This window comes from Streptomyces sp. NPDC047315, assembly GCF_040643215.1.
Lineage (GTDB): Bacteria > Actinomycetota > Actinomycetes > Streptomycetales > Streptomycetaceae > Streptomyces.
On record NZ_JBEYTZ010000029.1, the window covers coordinates 96,308 to 117,183 of the forward strand.

Genomic DNA, 20,876 nt, shown 5'->3' on the forward strand with positions numbered 1-20,876 from the left:
CCTCGTCGGGCCGGCGGCTCACACCACCGGGAGCTGGGCGCGGTCGCCGGTCAGCCGTCGCTCCATCGCCTGCTGGTACAGCCGGCCGGCGCGGTACGAGGAGCGCACCAGCGGACCGGACATCACGCCGGAGAAGCCGATCTGCTCGGCCTCGTCCTTCAGCTCCACGAACTCCTGCGGCTTCACCCAGCGCTCGACGGGGTGGTGGCGCACCGTCGGCCGCAGGTACTGCGTGATCGTGATCAGCTCGCAGCCCGCGGCGTGCATCTGCTGCAGCGCGTCGGTGATCTCGGCGCGGTCCTCGCCGAGCCCCAGGATCAGGTTCGACTTGGTGACGAGCCCGGCCTCGCGGGCGCGGGTGATCACCTCGAGCGAGCGCTCGTAGCGGAAGCCGGGGCGGATCCGCTTGAAGACCCGCGGCACGGTCTCCACGTTGTGCGCGAAGACCTCGGGCCGGGAGCTGAAGACCTCCTCCAGCGCCTCCGGCGCCGCGTTGAAGTCGGGGGCCAGCAGCTCGACCTTGGTCCGGCCGTCGGCGCGGTCCGCGGTCTGGGCGTGGATCTGGCGCACCGTCTCCGCGTACAGCCAGGCGCCGCCGTCCGGCAGGTCGTCGCGGGCGACGCCGGTGATCGTGGCGTAGTTCAGGTCCATGGTGACCACGGACTCGCCGACCCGACGGGGCTCGTCGCGGTCCAGGGCCTCGGGCTTGCCGGTGTCGATCAGACAGAAGTCACAGCGCCGGGTGCACTGGTCGCCGCCGATGAGGAACGTCGCCTCGCGGTCCTCCCAGCACTCGAAGATGTTGGGACAACCTGCCTCCTGGCACACCGTGTGCAGCCCCTCGCTCTGCACGAGCTTCTGCATCTTGGTGTACTCGGGGCCCATTTTCGCCCGGGTCTTGATCCACTCGGGCTTGCGCTCGATGGGGGTCTGGGCGTTGCGGACCTCCAGGCGCAGCATCTTGCGTCCGTCGGGTGCGACAGCGGACACGTGGTGCCCCTTTCTGCGTTGCATTGCGTTGCGCTGCATTGCGTTGCGTGGCACTGCGTTGCGACGCGCACGGCTATGCGGCATTCGAATCAGCGGCGCACACCAGGGTACGCCCGTCGTTTGTACGGCCCTGTGTCATGCCAACCCGGTCACACACAGGCACATTCCCCCGAACGGTCAGTGACCGCGGCACCGGGGGAAGTGCGGCGCGGCTCACACTGCGGCTCAGCCCGCGGCTCACACCGCGGGCTCGACCTCCCGCGGTTTGGGTTCCACCTCCGCCAAGACCTCCCGCAGGTGCCCCTCCAGCACCGGCAGGACGTCCGCGATGGTGAGGTCCGTGCCCAACTCGTCCGCCAGCGAGGCGACCCCGGCGTCCCTGATGCCGCACGGCACGATCCGGTCGAACCAGGTGGTGTCCGGGTTCACGTTCAGCGCGAAGCCGTGCATGGAGACGCCCTTGGCGATGCGGATGCCGATGGCCGCCAGCTTGCGGTCCTCGCGCCGCTGGCCCGCGTTGGACGGGGCGTACTCGGGGCCGTTCAGCCGGGGGTCGAACTCGTCGTTCGCGAGCCGCGGGTCGAACTCCAGCGAGAGCCCGCCCAGCGACGGCCGCTGCTCCACCGGGTCGCCCAGCACCCACACCCCGCTGCGGCCCTCGATCCGGCTGGTCGCCACGCCGAACTCGGCGCAGCAGCGGATCAGGGCCTCCTCCAGCCGGCGCACGTGCGCCACCACGTCCACCGGGCGCGGCAGCTTCAGGATCGGATAGCCCACGAGCTGGCCCGGGCCGTGCCAAGTGATCTTGCCGCCGCGGTCCACGTCGACGACGGGGGTGCCGTCCAGGGGGCGCTCGCTGTCCTCGGTGCGCCGGCCGGCCGTGTACACCGGTGGGTGTTCCAGCAGCAGACAGGTGTCCGGGACCTCGTCCGCGAACCGGGCGGCGTGCACCTCGCGCTGCTTCTGCCACGCCTCCACGTACTCGACCGCTTCCTCGCCGAAGCCCAGCCGGACGAACCGCAGCTCACCCACGGCACTGCCTCCCTCGAACCGTCTTCTCGCGCTGCCGCGCCTGCTGCACCTCCGCCACTGTACGGCGGTCGGCCGATCGGAGCGGGCGGGAGTTCTTCCCGTCAGCGTCGACCCCAATCCTCACACGTTCGGATGAAGCTCCGTCGAACGCCGTGGGCGGGCCTTAAGAGGCCGCTAAATTCGCGCCGTTCCATGAGGGCTGCGACCGGCCCGGAAGGCAGGAGACCGCACAGCTGATGACGGAACGACCCCCGCAGCGCACCCCCAACCGCCAGCTGGCCGCGCTCATCGCCGAGGCCGGATTCTCCAACGCGGGACTCGCCCGCAGAGTGGACCAGCTCGGGCAGGAGCACGGGCTGGACCTGCGGTACGACAAGACGTCCGTGACCCGCTGGCTGCGCGGCCAACAGCCGCGCGGCACGACCCCCGCGCTCATCGCCGAGGTGTTCACCAGACGCCTGGGCCGACGCCTGTCGGCGCAGGACCTCGGCCTCGACGCGTGTGCCCCCGTCTACGCGGGGCTGGAGTTCGCCGCCACCCCGGAGGAGGCCGTCGACATCGTCGGCGGCCTGTGGCGCAAGGACTCCGGCAGCCACGCCGAATTACGCAAGATCGCCTTCACCCCCGCCGGGCTCGTCGTGCCCAGCAGGGACTGGCTGATCGGGCGGGCCGACGAACGCGTCAGCCGCGGTGACGGAAGCCGTGCCGACGGCAGACACGGCGACGGCAGACACAGCGACGGAAGTCGCGCCGACGGCAGACACGGTGACGCGCCGGCGACCGGCCTGCGGGTGCCCCACCAGGGCGGCCCGCCGATCGGCGTGCCCCGACAGCGCAGCATCGACCGCAGTACGGACCGCGGCCCCGGGCAGCGGGTCTCCAGCGGCGACATCGCCGCCCTGCGCTCGGTCGGGGAGCTGTTCCGCTCCATCGACGACGCGTACGGCGGCGGCCACGCCCGCCAGGCCCTCGTGCGCTACCTGGAGCACGAGGCCGAGCCGATGCTGCGCGGCACCTACGGGGAGGTCACCGGCCGCCGGCTGTTCGGCGCCGTCGCCGACCTGACCCGGCTCGCCGGCTGGACGTCGTACGACATCGCCGCGCACGGGCTCGCCCAGCGCTACTTCGTCCAGGCGCTGCGGCTGGCGCAGGCGGCGGGGGACCGGGCGTACGGCAGCTACGTCCTGGTCACCATGAGCCGGCAGGCCGTCTACCTCGGGCACGGGCGGGAGGCCGTGCAGCTCACCCGGGTCGCCCAACAGGGCCTCGGACCCTCCGCGCCGCCTGTGGTGCAGTCGCTGCTGCACGCGGTGGAGGCCCGCGGACACGGCGTGCTCGGCGAGGCCCGCGCCTGCACCGCCTCCCTCATGCGGGCCGAGCGCGCACTGGAGTCGGCGCGCCCGGGCGACGAAGTGCCGCACTGGGCGCGCTTCTTCGACGAGGCGCAGCTCGCCGACGAGTTCGGGCACTGCTACCGCGACCTCCAGCAGTACCGGGCCGCGGTGCAGCACGCCGAACGCTCCCTCCAACTGCGCCCGCACTCCCTCGCCCGCAGCCGCCTCTTCTGCCGGGTGGTGCTCGCCAGCGCCCGGCTCGGGCTCGGCGAACTCGACCAGGCGTGCGCGCTCGGCGCGGAGGCGGCCCTCCAGGCGTCCGAGATGCGCTCGGCCCGGGCGCAGGAGTACGTGCGCGACTTCGAGCGCCGTCTGGAGCCCTACCGGGACGCGGCGGCCGTCCGCACCTACCGCGAACGCATCGCGGCGATGGGCTGACGCACCCGTCGGCACGGGGCGCGCCGAGAAGGCGTGCCCCGTGCCGACGGGCGGGCTACGCCGCCGCGGTCAAGGCGGTGCCGGGCCCCGTCGCGCCGCCGGAGAAGTCGCGCAGGACCTCATCGGCCACCCTGCGGGCCGAGTGCAGCGCGCCCCGGACCGTGCTCGTGTCCCGGTGGTCACCGCACACGTACAGGCCCGACAGCACGCGCACAGGGCGCCGTAGGTCGTGGCCCGGAGGCATCGCCGGGACCGCTTCGGGGGTGTGGTGGACGGCGAGCAGCTCCCAGTCGTCCGTCGGGACGCCGTAGAGACGGGACAACTGCTCCCGCACGGTGCGGTCCAGGGCCGGCGGGGGAGCGCCGAGGACCGTGGAGGTGATCAGGGCGCGGTCGCCGGGGGCGCGGGCGGGGTCGACCTCACTCATCACCGCGGTGTACGAGACCGGACCACCGCGGTCCGCGTCCAGGACCAGCGAGGCGCCCGTGGGGGGCGCCACCGGTGCCGCGTGGTGCACCACCGTCACCGGGTGGAAGGGCGGCACCCTCAGCCCCGGCAGCAGTTCGGCGGCCTCCCGCGCGCCGGTGGCCAGCACCAGCGCGCGACAGCTCAGCTCCCCGTACTCCTCGGTGCTGACCCGGTTGATCGACGCGTCCTTGATCCGTACGCCCGTCAGGACCGTGCCGGTCGGCAGCCCGTCGGCGAGCAGCCGCGGCAGGGTCGCGGCGCCGCCCTCGGGCACGCACGTCCGGCCCCGGGCGAAGCCGTGCAGGGCGAGGTCGGCGCACCGGCTGGACGTCGTCAGCCCGGGGTCGGACAGCAGGGCGGCGAGCAGGGGCCGCAGGAAGCCGCCCACCGTGCGGGACGGGAGGCCGCGGGCGGCGAGCGCCGCGGCTGCGGTGCGTTCGGGGCGGGCCGCGAGGCGGTCGGGCGGGGTGCCCGCGAGCCGGGTCAGGAAGGCGCCGAGCCGGGCTTCGTCCAGCGGACGGGGGGCGCTCGCCAGGGCGCGCGCCACGGTGAACGCCCGGCCGCGGTCGTCCTGGCCGGCCGCAGTGCCGCCGCGGCGCAGTGTGACCTCGCCCGTACGGTGCAGCCGTCCGTCGCGGTGGACGAGTGCGCCCGGCGCGAAGGGGCGCAGGGGCAGCCCTTCCAGGCCCGGCGTGCGGTGCAGTTCCGGGAACGAGGTGTTGAGCAACTGGCCGACGCGGTCCAGGCGGAAGCCGTCGACCTCGTCGGTGGCCATCCGGCCGCCAGGCTCGGGCCCGGCTTCCATCACGGAGACGCTGACGCCCGCCTCCGTGAGCAGCCGGGCCGTCGCGAGCCCGGCGACGCCGGCTCCGACGATGATGACGTCCGCGTGGTCCGCGTCGTGAGCGGTGCTGATGAGCACGTGCCCCTCCCCGAGGTCGGCGACGCTGGTGGGAGTGCCGGGCCACGGACTGCCGGACTCCCACAGGGTCATGCCCCCAACGGGCGCGGTGAATACCGTAGTTCGGGGGGAGCGTGTGAAGGCGTGGCCGATCTGCGCCCCGCGCGCTGCGGCTCGCGCCCGCGGGGCCGGGTGCTTCGGGCGCCCTCTCCTGCGCCCTGTGAGCCGGTGCGGCTTCGCCGTGCGGCGAGCTGTGCTGTGGCGTCTGCGGGCCGGTGGTGGGTTGCTCGCGCAGTTCCTCGCGCCCCTAAACCCCCGTCCGTCTGCGGGCCGGCGGTGGGCTTGTCGCGCAGTTCCTCGCGCCCCTAAACCCCCGTCCGTCTGCGGGCCGGTGGCGGGCTTGTCGCGCAGTTCCCCGCGCCCCTGTTTCGCTACCCCCGTCTGTCACGTGCGGGGCGTGTACGAGGTCGCCCTACGCCCGTAGGGCGTGGGCAATTAGGGGCGCGGGGAACTGCGCGACAAGCCCACCACCGGGCCGCACAGGTCAACGCTTCCCGCAGGGAAAAGGCCGGGCATTGAGGGGGCGGAACGGCGCGGCGAGGTCACCACCAGGTCGCACAGGGCAACGGAGCCCGCAGGGAAAGGGCGGGGCGGCCCAGGCTCACGCGGGGGTGGTGAGCGCCGCTGTGATCGCTGCGTCGATGCCGGGGAAGGCGAACGAGAAGCCCGACTCCAGGAGCTTCGTCGGCACGGCCCGCTGGCTGGCGAGGACGTCGCCGGCCATGTCGCCGAGGGCGATCCGCAGCGCGAAGGCGGGGACGGCGAAGACCGCGGGGCGCCGCACCGCCCGCGCCATGGCCGCGGTGATCTCCCGATTCGTCAGCGGGTCCGGTGCCGTGCAGTTCACCGGCCCGGACAGGGAAGGGGTGTCCAGGATGTGCCGCAGCGCCGCGACCTCGTCGTGCAGCGCGATGAAGCTCCAGTACTGCCGGCCGTCGCCCAGCCGCCCCCCGAGGCCCGCCTTGAAGAGCGGAAACATCCGGCCCCACGCCCCGCCGTGCCGGGACACCACCAGCCCCGTGCGGGCGTGCGCGGTACGGATCCCCGCCTCCTCCGCCGGCGCCGCGGCCTCCTCCCACTCCACGCAGACTTTCGGCAGAAAACCGTCGCCCGGCGGTGCGCTCTCGTCCACCGCGCGGTCACCGGTGTCGCCGTAGAAGCCCACCGCGCTGCCGCACAGCAGCACCCGCGGTGGGGCGTCCAGGCTGGCCACGGCCTCCGCGAGGGCCGCGGTGCCCAGCACCCGGCTGTCCCGGATCTCCTTGCGGTACGCCGCCGTCCAGCGGTGGTCCCCGACGCCCGCGCCCGCCAGGTTCACCACCGCCTCGCAGCCCACCAGCCCGGCCGTGTCCACGTACTGCCGCTTCGGGTCCCACCGCACCTCGTCCCCGGCACGGGCGGGGCGCCGCACCAGGCGCACCACCTCGTGCCCGTCGGAGCGCAGGGAGCGCACGAGCGCCGTACCGATGAGTCCGGTGGAGCCGGAGATCGCGATCCGCATGAAATCCATCCTGCCCGTGCCGTCGGTCGTGGCACAGTTACCCGCATGCCCGAGTCGCATGCAGCCACCACGCACCACGTCCGCCCCGCCCGTACCGACGACGACGCCGCGCTCGCCGCGCTGGACGGGGACACCTGGTCCGCGCTGCACTCCGTGACGCCGCGGAAGGCACCGCCGTACGGCCCCTTCTTCCACGAGCACAACCCGCCCGAGAACATCCTGGTGGCGCAGGACGGCGAGCCGAGCGACGAGCACGGCGAGGGCGGCGACGTGCTCGGCTACATCAAGCTGGTGTCGCCGACACCGCTGCCCAGCAACCGGCACGTGCGCCAGATACAGGGGCTCGCGGTGGCACACGCGGCCCGCGGCCGGGGCGTCGGGCGGGCCCTGCTGCGCGCCGTCTGCGACGAGGCCCGCCGGCAGGGCGCGACGCGGATCACGCTGCGGGTGCTCGGGCACAACGCACCGGCCCGCGCCCTGTACGAGGCGGAGGGCTTCGTCGTCGAGGGCGTGCTGCCGGGGGAGTTCCTGTTGGAGGGCGAGTACGTCGACGACGTCTGCATGGGCCGCGCGCTGTACTGAGCCGCGGCGCGCCCGCTCACTCGGGGCCGAAGCGCTCCCACAGCCGGGGGAAACGGCGTGCCAGCGCCGCGTCGTCGTCGAAGTCGAACGGGGTGCCCACCGGCTCCGAGGTCTGCGGCGCGATCCCCAGCTCCGGCGCCACGACCCCGGTGAGCTGCTCGTACGCCTCGTCCGCCGCGTACCCCAGTGCCTCCCCGTCACCGTCGATATCCTCGTCGAAGTCGTCCAGCAGCTCCGCGAGGTCGTCCGCGTCGTGCAGCGCGCCCTCGAAGACCTCCCGGCCCTGGCCGATGAGCCAGCAGCGGAAGTAGTCGAAGGCGTCGTCGCTGGCGCCGCCGAGCAGCAGCGCCGCCGCACCCCACAGGTCCCAGGTGTACGCCCGGTTGTACCGCGCCTCGAAGTGGCGGGCGAAGTCCAGCACGGAGTCCGGGTCGAGCTGGAGCAGCCGTTCGACGAGCAGGTCGGCGTGGTCCTCGGGGTCGCCGTCGGCGGCCTCGCGGGTGCTGTCGACGATCTCCCAGAACTCCGTCTCGTCCATCACGCGTCCAGCATCGTGGCTGGGGCGACCGGGCGCACGCGGAGCCCGGAAAATGCCGGACAGCAGGTGTCGGGAATCCGTGTCACGGTCGGTGCCATGACGACGAGCAAGCCGACGAGCAAGCCGACAGGCAAGACGACGAGCAGCACGCACGGAACGACGCCCACCCGACCGCTGACGGGGAAGGTCGCCCTGGTCGCGGGCGCCACCCGGGGCGCCGGGCGGGCCATCGCGGTCCAGCTCGGGGCCGCGGGCGCGGTGGTTTACGCCACCGGGCGCACCACCCGCGAGCGGGTCAGCGAGCTGGGGCGGGCGACCGAGACCATCGAGGAGACCGCCGAGCTGGTCACCGCCGCCGGCGGCCGGGGCGTCGCCGTCCCCACCGACCACCTGGTGCCCGAGCAGGTGCGCGCACTGGTGGACCGGATCGAGCGGGACCACGGCCGGCTGGACGTCCTCGTCAACGACGTCTGGGGCGGCAACCCCCTGCTCGACTTCGACACCCGGATGTGGGACGTCGACCTGGCGCGCGGGCTGCGGATGATCGACCTGGGCGTGCGCACCCACATCGTCACCAGCAGCATCGCGCTCCCCCTGCTGGTGCGGCGGCCGGGCGGACTGCTGATCGAGGTCACCGACGGCACCGCGGAGACCAACCGGGAGCCGCGCGAGAACTTCTACTACGACCTCGCCAAGAACGCCCCGATCCGGATGGCGTACACCCTCGGTGAGGAGCTGCGGCCCCTCGGCTGCACCGCGGTCGCGGTCACCCCCGGCTTCCTGCGCTCCGAGGAGATGCTGGACGGCTTCGGGCTCACCGAGGAGACCTGGCGGGACGGCATCGGGGAGCAGCCGCTGCACTGGGGGCTGTCCGAGTCGCCGCTGTACGTCGCACGGGGCGTCGCCGCGCTCGCCGCCGACCCCGACCGGGCGCGTTGGAACGGCCGGTCGCTCGACAGCGGGCGGTTGGCGCGGGAGTACGGCGTCACGGACGCGGACGGGAGCCGGCCGGACGTGTGGGGGTTCATGATTGCGGAGAGGGCGGGGAGGGCGCCGCGGCTGGACGACTACCGCTGACCCAGTGTTCCTGATCCTTAAGACAGGCCGCGGCCTGTCCGTGGAGTCCCCCGGGCCCCTGCCGCCGCCACGGCCTTGACGGGCGCGGTTTCGCCGTGCGGCGAGCTGCATTGTGGCGTCCGCGACAAGCCACAGCCGGGCCGCAGACGGACGGGGGTTTAGGGGCGCTGGGGGTCCCCCCCACGCCCTCTGGGCGTCGGGGGCGGAACTGCGCGACAAGCCACACGCGGGCCGCGGACGCCACGGCACAGCTCGCCGTGCGGCGAACCGCAGGCGCTAGGCGTAGCGCGCCGCCAGGCGTTCCGCTGCTTCGGCGAAGGTCGCTCGTAGGGACGGCGGTTCCATGACCTCGACGTCGGGGCCGAGGGCCATGAGTTGGGCGTACGCCACCTCGTGGGACTCGACGGGCAGGGTCACCGTCAACTCGCCCGCGGCGTCCGGGCCGTCCGCGGCGGCCAGGGCGTCACGCGCGGCAGCCCGGTCGGTGACGTGCGGCAGGCGGCGCGCGCCCTCCTGCGTGACCCGGATGACGACCTGGGTACGGAGGATGGACCGGGCGAACTGCGCCGCCCGCTCCGCCCAGAACGCCGGCAGGTCGAAGTCCGGGTCGCGCTCGAAGTACGCGTCCGCCGCCTCGTCCACGTCCCGCAGACCGCCACCGGCACTGCCGTCCGCACCGCCCACGGCGACAGGTTCCACCGTCGAGAACCGGTCGATGCGGTACACCCGGTACGTGCCGTCGACCCGGGCGCACAGGTACCAGACGCCCGCCTTCAGCACGAGTCCGTACGGCTCCAACAGCCGCTCCACGCGCTCGCCCCGCCGGTTGCCGTACTCGGCCCGCACCCGCCGGTCGTCCCAGACCGCCTCAGCGACCCGCGTCAGCATCGGCGGAGTCTGCGGCTCGTGGTACCAGCCGGGCGCGTCCAGGTGGAAGCGCTGGGCCGCGCTCGCCGACGCGTCCGCGAGCGAGGGCAGCAGCGCCGCGGAGACCTTCAGCCGGGCCGCGGACGCCGCGTCCGCCAACCCCATCTCGCGCAGCGCGCCGGGCAGCCCCGACAGGAACAGCGCCTCCGCCTCGCTGCGGCCGAGGCCGGTCAGCCGGGTGCGGTAGCCGCCGATGAGCCGGTAGCCGCCCGCCCTGCCCCGGTCCGCGTACACCGGGACGCCCGCCTCCGACAGGGCCACCGCGTCCCGGGTGACCGTCCGCTCGGAGACCTCCAACTCACGGGCGAGCTCCGCTCCCGTCATCGACGGTCTGGACTGGAGCAGCAGCACCATCTTGATCAGCCGGGCAGCGCGCATCCCCCCATCATGCCCCCCACTGCGTGGGCGCTACACCAAGGGTTCCTGAAGCTCGGTCACCCAGCCGTCGGGGTCGGCGGGGCACTCCAGGGTCACCTCGCGCGCGTAACCGGCCGAGCGGTGGCCGTACGCGTCGATCCAGCGCGCCAGCGCCTGAGAGGTGGGGACGATGCCGTCCATGGAGCCGCGGTGCACGATCGTCGCCGCCCGCCGCAGCGCCGGGAGCACCACGAGCTCCACCCCGCTGCCGGGACCGGGCAGGGACTCCTGCGTCACCCGCACCGCCGCGTGCACCACGACCGCGCCGCCGCCGTCGGGCGCGCTCTCGTAGTACGCGATGCCGGGCCCGGCCGGCGAGACCCCGGCCGCCGCCAGCCGCCCGAACAGCTCGTCGTACAGCGGCTGGATCACCGGGCCGACGTGCTCGGGGCCGTAACTCGCGGCCGTGGCCGTCAGCTCCGCGACCCGGACCGCCGGGACGGGCTTCACCACGACCTCGTCGACGGGCAGCCGGCCCTCGTCCTCGATCGACCGCAGCCGCGCCTCGACCCCGGTCAGCCGCACCGCCGCCGCGGCCATCGCCTCCTCCAACCCGGCACGGCGCGCCACCAGCATCTGCCGCAGCTCCGCCACGTCCAGCTCCTCACCGAGGACGCGACCCACCTCCTGGAGCGTGAAGCCCAGGTCCTTGAGGGCGATGATCCGGTTGAGGGCGGCGAGCTGGTGCGCGGCGTAGTGCCGGTAGCCGGTGACCGGGTCGGTGTGCTCGGGCCGCAGCAGCCCGATGGCGTCGTAGTGCCGCAGCATCCGCGCGGACACCCGACCGTGCCGGGCGAAGTCTCCGATGGTGAACATGGCTCCTTCGAAACACTCCCTGGGGCAGTTCCGTGCCCCACCCAAGCATTTTTCGGGGGTGCTCCGCCAACACGGCATCACCCCCGGACGGTGGTGCGAGCCGTCCGGGGGTGATCTTCGGGAGCGTCAGAGCCCGTAGCGCTCCCGGGCCTCCTTCACCGCCGCCGCGGGAACCTCGCCCCGCCGCGCCAGCTGCGCCAGCGCCGCCACGGTGATCGACTGGGCGTCCACGCCGAAGTGCCGGCGGGCCGCGTCGCGGGTGTCCGACAGGCCGAAGCCGTCGGTGCCCAGTGAGGACCAGTCCTGCTCGACCCACTGGCTGATCTGGTCCGGCACCTGCCGCATCCAGTCGCTGACCGCGAGCACCGGGCCCGGCGCGCCGCTCAGGGCCTGCCGTACGTACGGGGTGCGGTCCTCGCCGCGCAGCAGCGCCTCGTCCGCCGCGAGTGCGTCGCGCCGCAGCTCGCCCCAGGACGTCGCGGACCACACGTCGGCCGTGACGCCCCAGTCGGCGGCGAGCAGCTGCTGCGCCGCCAGCGCCCAGTGGATCGCGGTGCCGGAGGCCAGGAGCTGGATCCGGGGGGAGTCCGTGCGGGGCGCCTCGCCCTCCTTGAAGCGGTACAGACCGCGGACGATGCCCTCCTCGACGCCCTCGGGCATCGCGGGCTGCTGCTTGGGCTCGTTGTAGACCGTCAGGTAGTAGAAGACGTCCTCGGCGTCCGGGCCGTACATCCGGCGCAGGCCGTCCTTGACGATGACCGCGATCTCGTACGCGAACGCCGGGTCGTAGTTGAGCGACGCCGGGTTCGTGGCCGCGATCAGGTGGGAGTGGCCGTCGGCGTGCTGCAGGCCCTCGCCGGTCAGGGTGGTGCGGCCCGCGGTGGCGCCGACGATGAAGCCCTTGCCGAGCTGGTCGGCGAGCTGCCACATCTGGTCGCCGGTGCGCTGCCAGCCGAACATCGAGTAGAAGATGTAGAACGGGATCATCGGCTCGCCGTGCGTCGCGTACGACGTCGACGCGGCGATGAAGTCCGCCATGGCGCCGGCCTCGGTGATCCCCTCGTTGAGGATCTGGCCGTCCTTGGCCTCCTTGTAGTACATCAGCTGGTCGCGGTCGACCGGCTCGTACGTCTGGCCCAGCGGCGAGTAGATGCCGGCGGACGGGAAGAGCGACTCCATGCCGAAGGTCCGGGCCTCGTCGGGCACGATCGGCACCCAGCGGCGGCCGGTCTCCTTGTCCCGCATCAGGTCCTTCACCAGGCGGACGAAGGCCATGGTGGTGGCCATCTCCTGGTTGCCGGAGCCCTTCTGGAGGGCCTTGAAGCCGCGCTCCTCAGGCTCGGGGAGGGCGACGGCGTGCACCCGGCGCGCGGGGGCGGGGCCGCCGAGCGCGGCGCGCCGCTCCTGGAGGTAGCGCACCTCGGGGGAGTCGGCGCCCGGGTGGGCGTAGGGCACCAGGTCGCCCTCGAAGGCGCTGTCCGGGATCGGCAGTTCGAGCAGGTCGCGCATGCCCTTGAACTCGTCGATCGAGAGCTTCTTCATCTGGTGGTTCGCGTTCTTCGACGCGAAGCCCTTGCCGAGGGTGTGGCCCTTCACGGTCTGCGCGAGGATCACGGTCGGCGCGCCCTTGTGGGCGAGGGCCGCGCGGTAGGCCGCGTACACCTTGCGGGCCTCGTGGCCGCCGCGGGAGGTGTAGAAGCACTCGGCGATCTTCGCGTCCGTGAGCACCTTCGCCAGCTCGACGAGCGCGGGCTCGGCGCCGAAGAAGTGCTCGCGGATGTAGGCGACGTCCCGGGTGGCGTACGTCTGGAACTGGGCGTCCGGCACCTCGCGCAGCCGGCGGACCAGCGCGCCCTGGGTGTCGAGCGCGAACAGCTCGTCCCAGGCGGAGCCCCACAGCGACTTGACGACGTTCCAGCCGGCGCCGCGGAACTGGGCCTCCAGCTCCTGCACGATCTTGAAGTTGGCGCGGACCGGGCCGTCGAGGCGCTGGAGGTTGCAGTTGATGACGAAGGTCAGGTTGTCCAGCTGCTCCCGGGCCGCGAGCGCGATGGCCGCGGTCGATTCGGGCTCGTCCATCTCGCCGTCGCCGAGGAACGCCCACACGTGGGAGTTGGCGGTGTCCTTGATCGAGCGGTTGTGCAGATAGCGGTTGAAGCGCGCCTGGTAGATCGCGGAGAGCGGGCCGAGGCCCATGGAGACCGTGGGGAACTCCCACAGCCAGGGCAGCCGGCGCGGGTGCGGGTACGACGGCAGGCCGGCGCCGCCCGCCTCCTGGCGGAAGTTGTCCAGGTGGGCCTCGGTGAGGCGGCCGTCGAGGAAGGCGCGGGCGTAGATGCCGGGCGAGGCGTGGCCCTGGATGTAGAGCTGGTCGCCGCTGCCGTCGCCCTCCTTCCCGCGGAAGAAGTGGTTGAAGCCGGTCTCGTACAGCCAGGCCGCGGAGGCGAAGGTGGCGATGTGGCCGCCGACGCCGTGCCGGGCGCCGCGGGTCACCATGGCGGCGGCGTTCCAGCGGTTCCAGGCGGTGATCCGGGACTCGATCGCCTCGTCGCCGTCGAAGGCGGGCTCGGCGCCGGTGGGGATGGTGTTGACGTAGTCCGTCTCCAGCAGACGGGGCACGGGAACGCCGGCGCGCTCGGCGTGCTGCAGGGTGCGGCGCATCAGGTACGAGGCCCGGTGCGGGCCCGCGTGCTGAGTGACGGCGTCCAGGGAGGCCGCCCATTCGGCGGTCTCCTCGCTGTCACGATCCGGGAGCTGATCGAGCTCGCTCGGAAGCTGCTTGCCTGCGGGGTCGGTCATGTCGCCGCCTTCCGGACTGGAGGGGGGTGGAGATGGTGGGAGGCAGGTGGTACTCGGGTCGTACGGGTATCTGCCGGGGTGCCTTGTCTGGCAGGACAGGGCGTCGGGGCGGGTGCCCCCAGCGACTGTAAGCCTCTGATCGATGATCGATCAAAGTGCTAGGAGGTAAAACTTCTCCGAAGGGCGAAATTGGCATTCCGTGCCGCGAAATGGGGCACGCAGTGCCCTGGAAAAAGGCAGGAAACGGCCCGGATGTACGGGCGAAGGCTCAGGTGAGCGAGTGGTTCTGCGGTGTGGGGGTTCCGCGGTGGGGCGGATTACGGGGCGGGGCGCTCGGGCGCGGGTGCGCAGCCCAGGACGTGCGCCTTCACCAGGGGGCCGATCTCCGGGTCGTGTCTGAGGAAGGCGTCGACGATGGCCTGGTGCTCCTCCGCGTACGACTGCTGGACCGTGCCCAGCCAGCGGATGGACAGCGCCGTGAACACCTCGATGCCCAGGCCCTCCCAGGTGTGCAGCAGCACGTTGTTGCCCGCCGCCCTGACCAGCTCCCGGTGGAAGGCGACCGTGTGCCGGACCTGGCCGGCGGAGTCGCCGACGCGGTCCGCCTCGTACAGCGCGGCGACGTGCGGGGTGAGCACCGAGCAGTCCACGGAGAGCCGGTCGGCCGCGAGCTCCGCCGCGATCTGCTCCAGACCGGCCCGGACCGGATAGCTCTCCTCCAGGTCGGCGGCGGTGAGGTTGCGCACCCGGACGCCCTTGTTCGGCGCGGACTCGATCAGCCGCAGGCTCTCCAGCTCCCGCAGCGCCTCGCGGACCGGGGTCTGGGACACCTGGAGCTCCGTGGCGATGCCGCGCTCCACGATCCGCTCGCCGGGCTTCCAGCGCCCGCTGACGATCCCCTCCACGATGTGCTCGCGGATCTGCTCCCGGAGCGAGTGGACGACGGGCGGGGTCATGGGAGCTCCCGGGGGGACGCGGACGGGGTGTCAATTATTGCTGCCGTGGGTGTGCGGGAAGAGTCCCCGACCGGACACAGAGCGCGGTGATCCCAGGTCACGGGGTCGGCTCCGACGGCGGCGACGGACGGGCCCCCGTCGACGACCCGGAGCGGTGCGGGAACCTTCCGCCGCTGGTCGGAGGGGGTGTGGCCGCCGTCGACGGGGCCTTGCGGCTACCGATCGGTACTCCGGGGCCGGCCGCGCGGGGACAGCACGCGGCGCAGGCGGACGTACTCGGGGCGTAACGCAATTCACTGGGGTGAGTGTCACCACAAGGTGCCGTCGAAGGCGTGTTCGCGCCGGGCACGCCGACGCTGCCGGCACGGGCACGGGCACGCCGACGCCCCCGGCCGGAAGTTCCGGCCGGGGGCGCTGGTGTGGTGCTGCTCGGTGCCCTATGGGCTACAGGCCGAGCTCGACCTCGAACTCACCGGCCTCCAGGATCGCCTTGACGGCGCTCAGGTAGCGGGCGGCGTCGGCGCCGTCCACCAGGCGGTGGTCGTACGAGAGCGACAGGTACACCATGTCGCGGACGCCGATGACGGTGCCTTCGGCGGTCTCGATGACGGCCGGGCGCTTCACGGTGGCGCCGATGCCCAGGATGGCGGCCTGGGTCGGCGGCACGATGACGGTGTCGAAGAGCGCACCGCGCGAACCGGTGTTGCTGATGGTGAAGGTGGCGCCGGCCAGGTCGTCCGGACGGATCTTGTTGGTGCGCACGGCACCGGCGAGCTCCGCGGTCTTCTTGGCGATGCCGGCGATGTTCAGGTCGCCCGCGCCCTTGATGACCGGGGTCATCAGCCCCTTCTCGGAGTCGACGGCGATGCCGATGTTCTCCGTGTCGAAGTAGGTGATGGTCCCCTCGTCCTCGTTGATCCGGGCGTTGACGATCGGGTGGGCCTTCAGCGCCTGGGCCGCCGCCTTCACGAAGAACGGCATCGGGGAGAGCTTGACGCCCTCGCGGGCGGCGAAGCCGTCCTTGGCCTGGGCGCGCAGCCGCATCAGCTTGGTGACGTCGACCTCGACGACCGTCGTCAGCTGGGCCTGGCTGTGCAGCGCCTTCATCATGTTGTCGCCGATGAGCTTGCGCATCCGGGTCATCTTGACGGTCTGACCGCGCAGCGGGGAGACCTCAAGCGCCGGGGCCTTCGCGGCGGCCGGCGCCGGAGCGGCGGCAGCGGCGGGGGCCGGGGCAGCGGCGGCGGCAGCGGCGGGGGCCGGGGCAGCGGCGGCGCGGGCGGCCTCGGCCGCGGCCACGACGTCCTGCTTACGGATGCGGCCACCGACGCCGGTGCCCTTGACCGCGGACAGGTCCACGCCGTTCTCGGCGGCGAGCTTGCGGACCAGCGGGGTCACGTAGGCGTCACCGGCCGCGGGGGCGGCCGGAGCGGCAGGCGCCACCGGAGCGGGAGCGGCCACCGGGGCCGGAGCGGCCACCGGAGCCGGAGCCGGAGCCGGAGCAGCGACCGGAGCCGGAGCGGCGGCGGGGGCCGGGGCGGCGACCGGAGCCGGGGCGGGAGCCGCGGCAGGGGCCGGCGCCGGAGCAGCCGGGGCGGCGGGCGCGGCCGGAGCGGCACCGGCAGCGCCGATGACCGCCAGCTTCGCGCCGACCTCAGCGGTCTCGTCCTCGCCGACCACGATCTCCAGCAGCACGCCGGCGGCCGGCGCGGGGATCTCGGTGTCGACCTTGTCGGTCGAGACCTCCAGCAGCGGCTCGTCCTCCTCGACGGACTCGCCGACCTGCTTCAGCCAGCGGGTGACGGTGCCTTCGGTGACGCTCTCACCGAGCGCCGGCAGGACGACGTCCGTACCGGAGGCGCCGCCGGCCGGAGCCGCGGCGGGCTGCTCGGCGACCGGGGCGGGGGCCGCGGGGGCCTCGGCCACGGGAGCCGGCGCAGCAGCGGCGGGCGCGGGGGTCGGCTCGGCGGCCGGAGCGGGCGCCGGTGCGGCCTCGGCGGCGGGCGCCGGGGCGGCGGCGGGCGCGCCCGTGCCGTCGTCGATGATCGCCAGCTCGGCGCCGACCTCGACGGTCTCGTCCTCGGCGACCTTGATGGAGGCCAGCACGCCGGCGGCCGGCGCGGGGATCTCGGTGTCGACCTTGTCGGTCGAGACTTCGAGCAAGGGCTCGTCGGCCTCGACGCGCTCGCCCTCGGCCTTCAGCCAGCGGGTGACGGTGCCCTCGGTGACGCTCTCACCGAGCGCCGGAAGGGTTACGGAAACCGGCATGGTTTCTGTTGCTCCTAACGAATGTGCGGGGAAGTGGTCGTCTGGCCGAAGGCTCAGTCGTGGGCGTGCAGCGGCTTGCCGGCGAGCGCCAGGTGGGCCTCGCCGAGCGCCTCGTTCTGGGTCGGGTGCGCGTGGATGAGCTGCGCGACCTCGGCCGGCAGGGCCTCCCAGTTGTAGATGAGCTGGGCTTCGCCGATCTGCTCGCCCATCCGGTCGCCCACCATGTGGACGCCGACCACGGCGCCGTCCTTGACCTGGACGAGCTTGATCTCGCCCTGCGTCTTGAGGATCTTGCTCTTGCCGTTGCCGCCGAGGTTGTACTTCAGCGCGACGACCTTGTCCGCACCGTAGACCTCCTTGGCCTTGGCCTCGGTGATGCCGACGGAGGCGACCTCGGGGTGGCAGTACGTCACCCGCGGAACGCCGTCGTAGTCGATCGGGACGGTCTTGAGGCCGGCCAGCCGCTCCGCCACCAGGATGCCCTCGGCGAAGCCGACGTGCGCGAGCTGGAGGGTCGGGACCAGGTCGCCGACCGCCGAGATCGTGGGCACGTTCGTCTGCATGTACTCGTCGGCCAGGACGTAGCCGCGGTCCATCGCGACGCCCTGCTCCTCGTAGCCGAGACCGGCGGAGACCGGGCCGCGGCCGACTGCCACCAGCAGCACCTCGGCCTCGAAGGTCTTGCCGTCGGCGAGGGTGACGCGCACGCCGTCCTCGGTGTACTCGGCCTTCTCGAAGAAGGTGCCGAGGTTGAACTTGATGCCCCGCTTGCGGAAGGCCCGCTCCAGCAGCTTGGAGCTGTTCTCGTCCTCGACCGGGACGAGGTGCTTCAGGCCCTCGATGACGGTGACCTCGGCGCCGAAGGAGCGCCACGCGGAGGCGAACTCGACGCCGATGACGCCGCCGCCCAGCACGATCGCGGACTTCGGCACGCGGTCCAGCTTCAGCGCGTGGTCGGAGGAGATGATGCGGTTGCCGTCGATCTCCAGGCCCGGCAGCGACTTCGGCACGGAGCCGGTGGCCAGCAGGATGTGGCGGCCCTCGATGCGCTGACCGTTGACGTCGACGGAGGTGGGCGAGGACAGTCGGCCCGCACCCTCGATCACGGTGATCTTGCGGGAGGCGATCAGCCCCTGGAGGCCCTTGTACAGGCCCGAGATCACGTCGTCCTTGTACTTGTGCACGGCTGCGACGTCGATGCCCTCGAACGTCGCCCGCACGCCGAACTGCTCCGACTCGCGGGCCTGGTCCGCGATCTCGCCGGCGTGCAGCAGCGCCTTGGTGGGGATGCAGCCGTAGTGCAGGCAGGTGCCGCCGAGCTTGTCCTTCTCGATCAGGGCGACGTCCAGGCCCAGCTGGGCCCCGCGCAGCGCCGCAGCGTAACCGCCGCTACCGCCGCCGAGGATCACTAGGTCGAAAACGGTGCTGGCGTCGTTCGCCACGTCACGTCCTCCATGCATGTGCGCCGGTCGCCGGTCCCCCTGCTCGCCGGGGGCGACCGGCCGGTCGGCTGGTGTGCGGCCGATGTCTCGTCGGCCCTGTGGTGGGGGCCCTGTCCTGCCGAGGCCCATCTTCGCATTTGTTGGCGGAAGACGGGACGCGGGGCGGAGCTCTGGTGGCGTCTGATCGATCACCCCAGGAGTTACCCATGGGTACAACATCCGGACGCGTCCACCGATTCCGTGGCAAGTGACCGGGGTCCGATGTTTCGTCCACAGCGAACGGAGCCCGTCTTGAGGGGGTGCGCTGCGGCGTGGGTGCGGCCCCGGACGCATCCGGGGCCGCATCGACGAACGGGGGGCGGTGGTCAGCCGAGGTCGCCGGCGCCCATCCGCTCCGCCAGCTTCACCAGCGTGCGGACCGAGGAACCGGTGCCGCCCTTGGGGGTGTAGCCGTACGGGGCGCCCTCGTGGAACGCGGGGCCGGCGATGTCCAGGTGCGCCCAGGTGATGCCCTCGCCCACGAACTCCTGGAGGAAGAGGCCGGCCACCAGGCCGCCGCCCATCCGCTCGCCCATGTTGGCGATGTCGGCGGTGGGGGAGTCCATGCCCTTGCGCAGTTCGGCGGGGAGCGGCATCGGCCAGGACTGCTCGCCGACCTCGTCCGCGATCTCGTGGATCGCGGTGCGGAACGCGTCGTCGTTCGCCATGATCCCGAAGGTGCGGTTGCCGAGCGCCAGCACCATCGCACCGGTGAGGGTGGCCACGTCCACGATCGCGTCGGGCTTCTCCTCGGACGCCTTCCACAGCGCGTCCCCGAGCACCAGGCGGCCCTCGGCGTCGGTGTTCAGCACCTCGACGGTCTTGCCGCTGTACATGCGCAGCACGTCGCCGGGGCGGGTGGCGGTGCCGGAGGGCATGTTCTCGGCGAGCGCGAGCCAGCCGGTGACGTTCACCGGCAGCCCGAGCCGGGCGGCGGCGACGACCGCGGCGAACACGGCGGCGGCGCCGCTCATGTCGCACTTCATCGTCTCGTTGTGGCCGGCCGGCTTCAGGGAGATGCCGCCCGAGTCGTAGGTGATGCCCTTGCCGACCAGCGCCAGCGTCTTGGCGTCGCGGGAGTGCGTGTACGTCAGCTTGACCAGGCGGGGCGGGTTCGTCGAGCCCTGCCCGACGCCCAGGATCCCGCCGAAGCCGCCCTTGACCAGCGCCTTCTCGTCGAGGATCTGGACCTTGAGGCCGTGCTCCTTGCCTGCGGCGCTGGCCACGGCGGCGAACGCCTCGGGGGTGAGGTCGTTCGGCGGGGTGTTGATCAGGTCGCGGGCGCGGTTGATCTCCTCGGCGAGCGCGGCGGCGCGCTCGGCGGCGGCCTTGTGGGCCTTGTCCCGCGGCTTGGCGCCGAGCAGGGCGACCTCGGCGAGCGCGGCCTTGCCGTTGCCCTTGGCGTCGGCGCCGCCCTGGTAGGCGGTGAAGGCGTACGCGCCCAGCAGCGCGCCCTCGGCGATCGCGGAGGTGTCGGCGGCGTCGGAGATCGGCAGCGCGAACGCGGCCTTCTTCGAACCGGCGAGCACGCGGGCGGCGGTGCCGGCGGCACGGCGCAGGGCCTCGGCGCCGTACGAACCGTTCTTCTCCGGCGCCGCGCCCAGGCCGACGGCGAGGACCACGGGGGCCTTCAGGCCGGCGGGGGACGGGAGCTTGATGGCCTCGCCCTCGGCGCCCGCGGCACCGAGGGTCTCCAGGACGGAGGCGAGCTTTCCGTCGAACGCCTTGTCCACGGCCTCGGCGCCCGGCGCGACCACCGGGCCCTTGGCGCCCTTCGCGACGCCGACCACGATGGCGTCGGCGCGCAGCGTCGCGGCGCCGGCAGTGCTGAGAGTGAGAGCAGTCACGGTGGTGATTTCTCGCTTCCGTTGAGTTCCAGGGCCGATGGCGGCCACGAGGGGCCGGGGGGTGCGTCGGCGCCCCGTCCGGGAAGAGCCTACGCGCGGTCATCTGCCGCGCTCACAGCACCGGCCCGCTGCGGCCCCCACGCCCCGTGCCCAAGCCGCCCCCGGGCGCGCTTTCCCCTGCGGGGTGCGTTGGTCTCCGCGGCCCGGTGGGACTTGTTCGCGCAGTTCCTCCCCCTGTGCCCTGCGGGCACGGGGGCACCCCCACCTCGGCCCCAGAGGGCCTGGGGGGACCCCCAGCGCCACCTGACGGCCGCGCCGTTCGCCCGCGGGAGCATCGCCTTCTGCAGACCGTGGTGGGCTGTTCGCGCAGTTCCCCGCGCCCCTGTTTCGCTGCCCCCGTCACTTGTCTGCAGGCCGAGGGCAGAGGGTTCAGGGGCGCGGGGA

15 protein-coding genes are annotated in these 20,876 nt (G+C 73.1%); 3 read left to right on the forward strand and 12 right to left on the reverse strand.

The annotated features are described in order from the left end of the window. Positions 1-18 precede the first annotated feature (18 nt). Positions 19-990: a lipoyl synthase gene (gene lipA, locus ABZ842_RS29290; RefSeq protein ID WP_361543165.1), complete on the reverse strand. Its 972-nt coding sequence runs from the start codon at positions 988-990 to the stop codon at positions 19-21. A gap of 237 nt (positions 991-1,227) precedes the next feature. Continuing rightward, positions 1,228-2,022 (reverse strand): lipoyl(octanoyl) transferase LipB, encoded by a 795-nt coding sequence (gene lipB, locus ABZ842_RS29295; RefSeq protein ID WP_361543168.1) that lies wholly within the window; start codon positions 2,020-2,022, stop codon positions 1,228-1,230. A 236-nt stretch (positions 2,023-2,258) separates the two neighbouring features. Here lipB and ABZ842_RS29300 point away from each other — a divergent pair, with 236 nt between their 5' ends. After that, a complete protein-coding gene (locus ABZ842_RS29300; RefSeq protein ID WP_361543171.1) occupies positions 2,259-3,794 on the forward strand; it encodes a regulator in 1,536 nt (511 codons plus the stop codon). 55 nt (positions 3,795-3,849) lie between these two features. Here ABZ842_RS29300 and ABZ842_RS29305 read toward each other — a convergent pair whose 3' ends face one another. After that, entirely contained in the window at positions 3,850-5,184 is a 1,335-nt protein-coding gene (locus ABZ842_RS29305; RefSeq protein ID WP_361543222.1) for an NAD(P)/FAD-dependent oxidoreductase, read from the reverse strand. A gap of 640 nt (positions 5,185-5,824) precedes the next feature. After that, complete coding sequence (locus tag ABZ842_RS29310) at positions 5,825-6,733, reverse strand: TIGR01777 family oxidoreductase (protein WP_361543225.1); 909 nt, start codon at positions 6,731-6,733, stop codon at positions 5,825-5,827. 36 nt (positions 6,734-6,769) lie between these two features. On the opposite strand from ABZ842_RS29310, the gene ABZ842_RS29315 reads away from it, so the two are divergent. Then, positions 6,770-7,306: a GNAT family N-acetyltransferase gene (locus ABZ842_RS29315; protein WP_361543174.1), complete on the forward strand. Its 537-nt coding sequence runs from the start codon at positions 6,770-6,772 to the stop codon at positions 7,304-7,306. A gap of 16 nt (positions 7,307-7,322) precedes the next feature. Here ABZ842_RS29315 and ABZ842_RS29320 read toward each other — a convergent pair whose 3' ends face one another. Next, a complete protein-coding gene (locus tag ABZ842_RS29320; RefSeq protein WP_361543227.1) occupies positions 7,323-7,844 on the reverse strand; it encodes a DUF4240 domain-containing protein in 522 nt (173 codons plus the stop codon). Positions 7,845-7,940: 96 nt separating this feature from the next. Here ABZ842_RS29320 and ABZ842_RS29325 point away from each other — a divergent pair, with 96 nt between their 5' ends. After that, on the forward strand, positions 7,941-8,921 hold the full coding sequence (locus ABZ842_RS29325) for an SDR family oxidoreductase (protein WP_361543177.1): 981 nt from the start codon (positions 7,941-7,943) through the stop codon (positions 8,919-8,921). 276 nt (positions 8,922-9,197) lie between these two features. Here the strand turns inward: ABZ842_RS29325 and ABZ842_RS29330 are convergent, their stop codons facing one another. The 7 genes from ABZ842_RS29330 to ABZ842_RS29360 all read right to left on the reverse strand — a co-directional run bounded on the left by ABZ842_RS29330 (position 9,198) and on the right by ABZ842_RS29360 (position 20,432). Further along, on the reverse strand, positions 9,198-10,226 hold the full coding sequence (locus ABZ842_RS29330) for a WYL domain-containing protein (RefSeq protein ID WP_361543180.1): 1,029 nt from the start codon (positions 10,224-10,226) through the stop codon (positions 9,198-9,200). 30 nt (positions 10,227-10,256) lie between these two features. Beyond that, a complete protein-coding gene (locus ABZ842_RS29335; RefSeq protein WP_361543183.1) occupies positions 10,257-11,081 on the reverse strand; it encodes a MerR family transcriptional regulator in 825 nt (274 codons plus the stop codon). A gap of 126 nt (positions 11,082-11,207) precedes the next feature. Next, positions 11,208-13,880, reverse strand: coding sequence for a pyruvate dehydrogenase (acetyl-transferring), homodimeric type (aceE, locus tag ABZ842_RS29340; protein ID WP_361543186.1), 2,673 nt, complete (start codon positions 13,878-13,880; stop codon positions 11,208-11,210). A 317-nt stretch (positions 13,881-14,197) separates the two neighbouring features. Further along, entirely contained in the window at positions 14,198-14,836 is a 639-nt protein-coding gene (locus ABZ842_RS29345; RefSeq protein WP_361543189.1) for a GntR family transcriptional regulator, read from the reverse strand. A 444-nt stretch (positions 14,837-15,280) separates the two neighbouring features. Continuing rightward, positions 15,281-17,104, reverse strand: a complete 1,824-nt coding sequence (gene sucB, locus ABZ842_RS29350) for a 2-oxoglutarate dehydrogenase, E2 component, dihydrolipoamide succinyltransferase (protein ID WP_361543192.1) — start codon at positions 17,102-17,104, stop codon at positions 15,281-15,283. A 53-nt stretch (positions 17,105-17,157) separates the two neighbouring features. Next, on the reverse strand, positions 17,158-18,546 hold the full coding sequence (lpdA, locus tag ABZ842_RS29355) for a dihydrolipoyl dehydrogenase (RefSeq protein WP_361543195.1): 1,389 nt from the start codon (positions 18,544-18,546) through the stop codon (positions 17,158-17,160). 365 nt (positions 18,547-18,911) lie between these two features. Then, entirely contained in the window at positions 18,912-20,432 is a 1,521-nt protein-coding gene (locus ABZ842_RS29360; protein WP_361543198.1) for a leucyl aminopeptidase, read from the reverse strand. Between the last annotated feature and the right edge of the window lie 444 nt (positions 20,433-20,876).

Coding starts and splice junctions, on each gene's coding strand:
- ABZ842_RS29300 (WP_361543171.1), top strand. CDS start 2,259: ATGACGGAACGACCCCCGCAGCGCACCCCCAACCGCCAGCTGGCCGCG.
- ABZ842_RS29310 (WP_361543225.1), bottom strand. CDS start 6,733: ATGGATTTCATGCGGATCGCGATCTCCGGCTCCACCGGACTCATCGGT.
- ABZ842_RS29315 (WP_361543174.1), top strand. CDS start 6,770: ATGCCCGAGTCGCATGCAGCCACCACGCACCACGTCCGCCCCGCCCGT.
- ABZ842_RS29320 (WP_361543227.1), bottom strand. CDS start 7,844: ATGGACGAGACGGAGTTCTGGGAGATCGTCGACAGCACCCGCGAGGCC.
- ABZ842_RS29325 (WP_361543177.1), top strand. CDS start 7,941: ATGACGACGAGCAAGCCGACGAGCAAGCCGACAGGCAAGACGACGAGC.
- ABZ842_RS29330 (WP_361543180.1), bottom strand. CDS start 10,226: ATGCGCGCTGCCCGGCTGATCAAGATGGTGCTGCTGCTCCAGTCCAGA.
- ABZ842_RS29335 (WP_361543183.1), bottom strand. CDS start 11,081: ATGTTCACCATCGGAGACTTCGCCCGGCACGGTCGGGTGTCCGCGCGG.
- aceE (WP_361543186.1), bottom strand. CDS start 13,880: ATGACCGACCCCGCAGGCAAGCAGCTTCCGAGCGAGCTCGATCAGCTC.
- ABZ842_RS29345 (WP_361543189.1), bottom strand. CDS start 14,836: ATGACCCCGCCCGTCGTCCACTCGCTCCGGGAGCAGATCCGCGAGCAC.
- sucB (WP_361543192.1), bottom strand. CDS start 17,104: ATGCCGGTTTCCGTAACCCTTCCGGCGCTCGGTGAGAGCGTCACCGAG.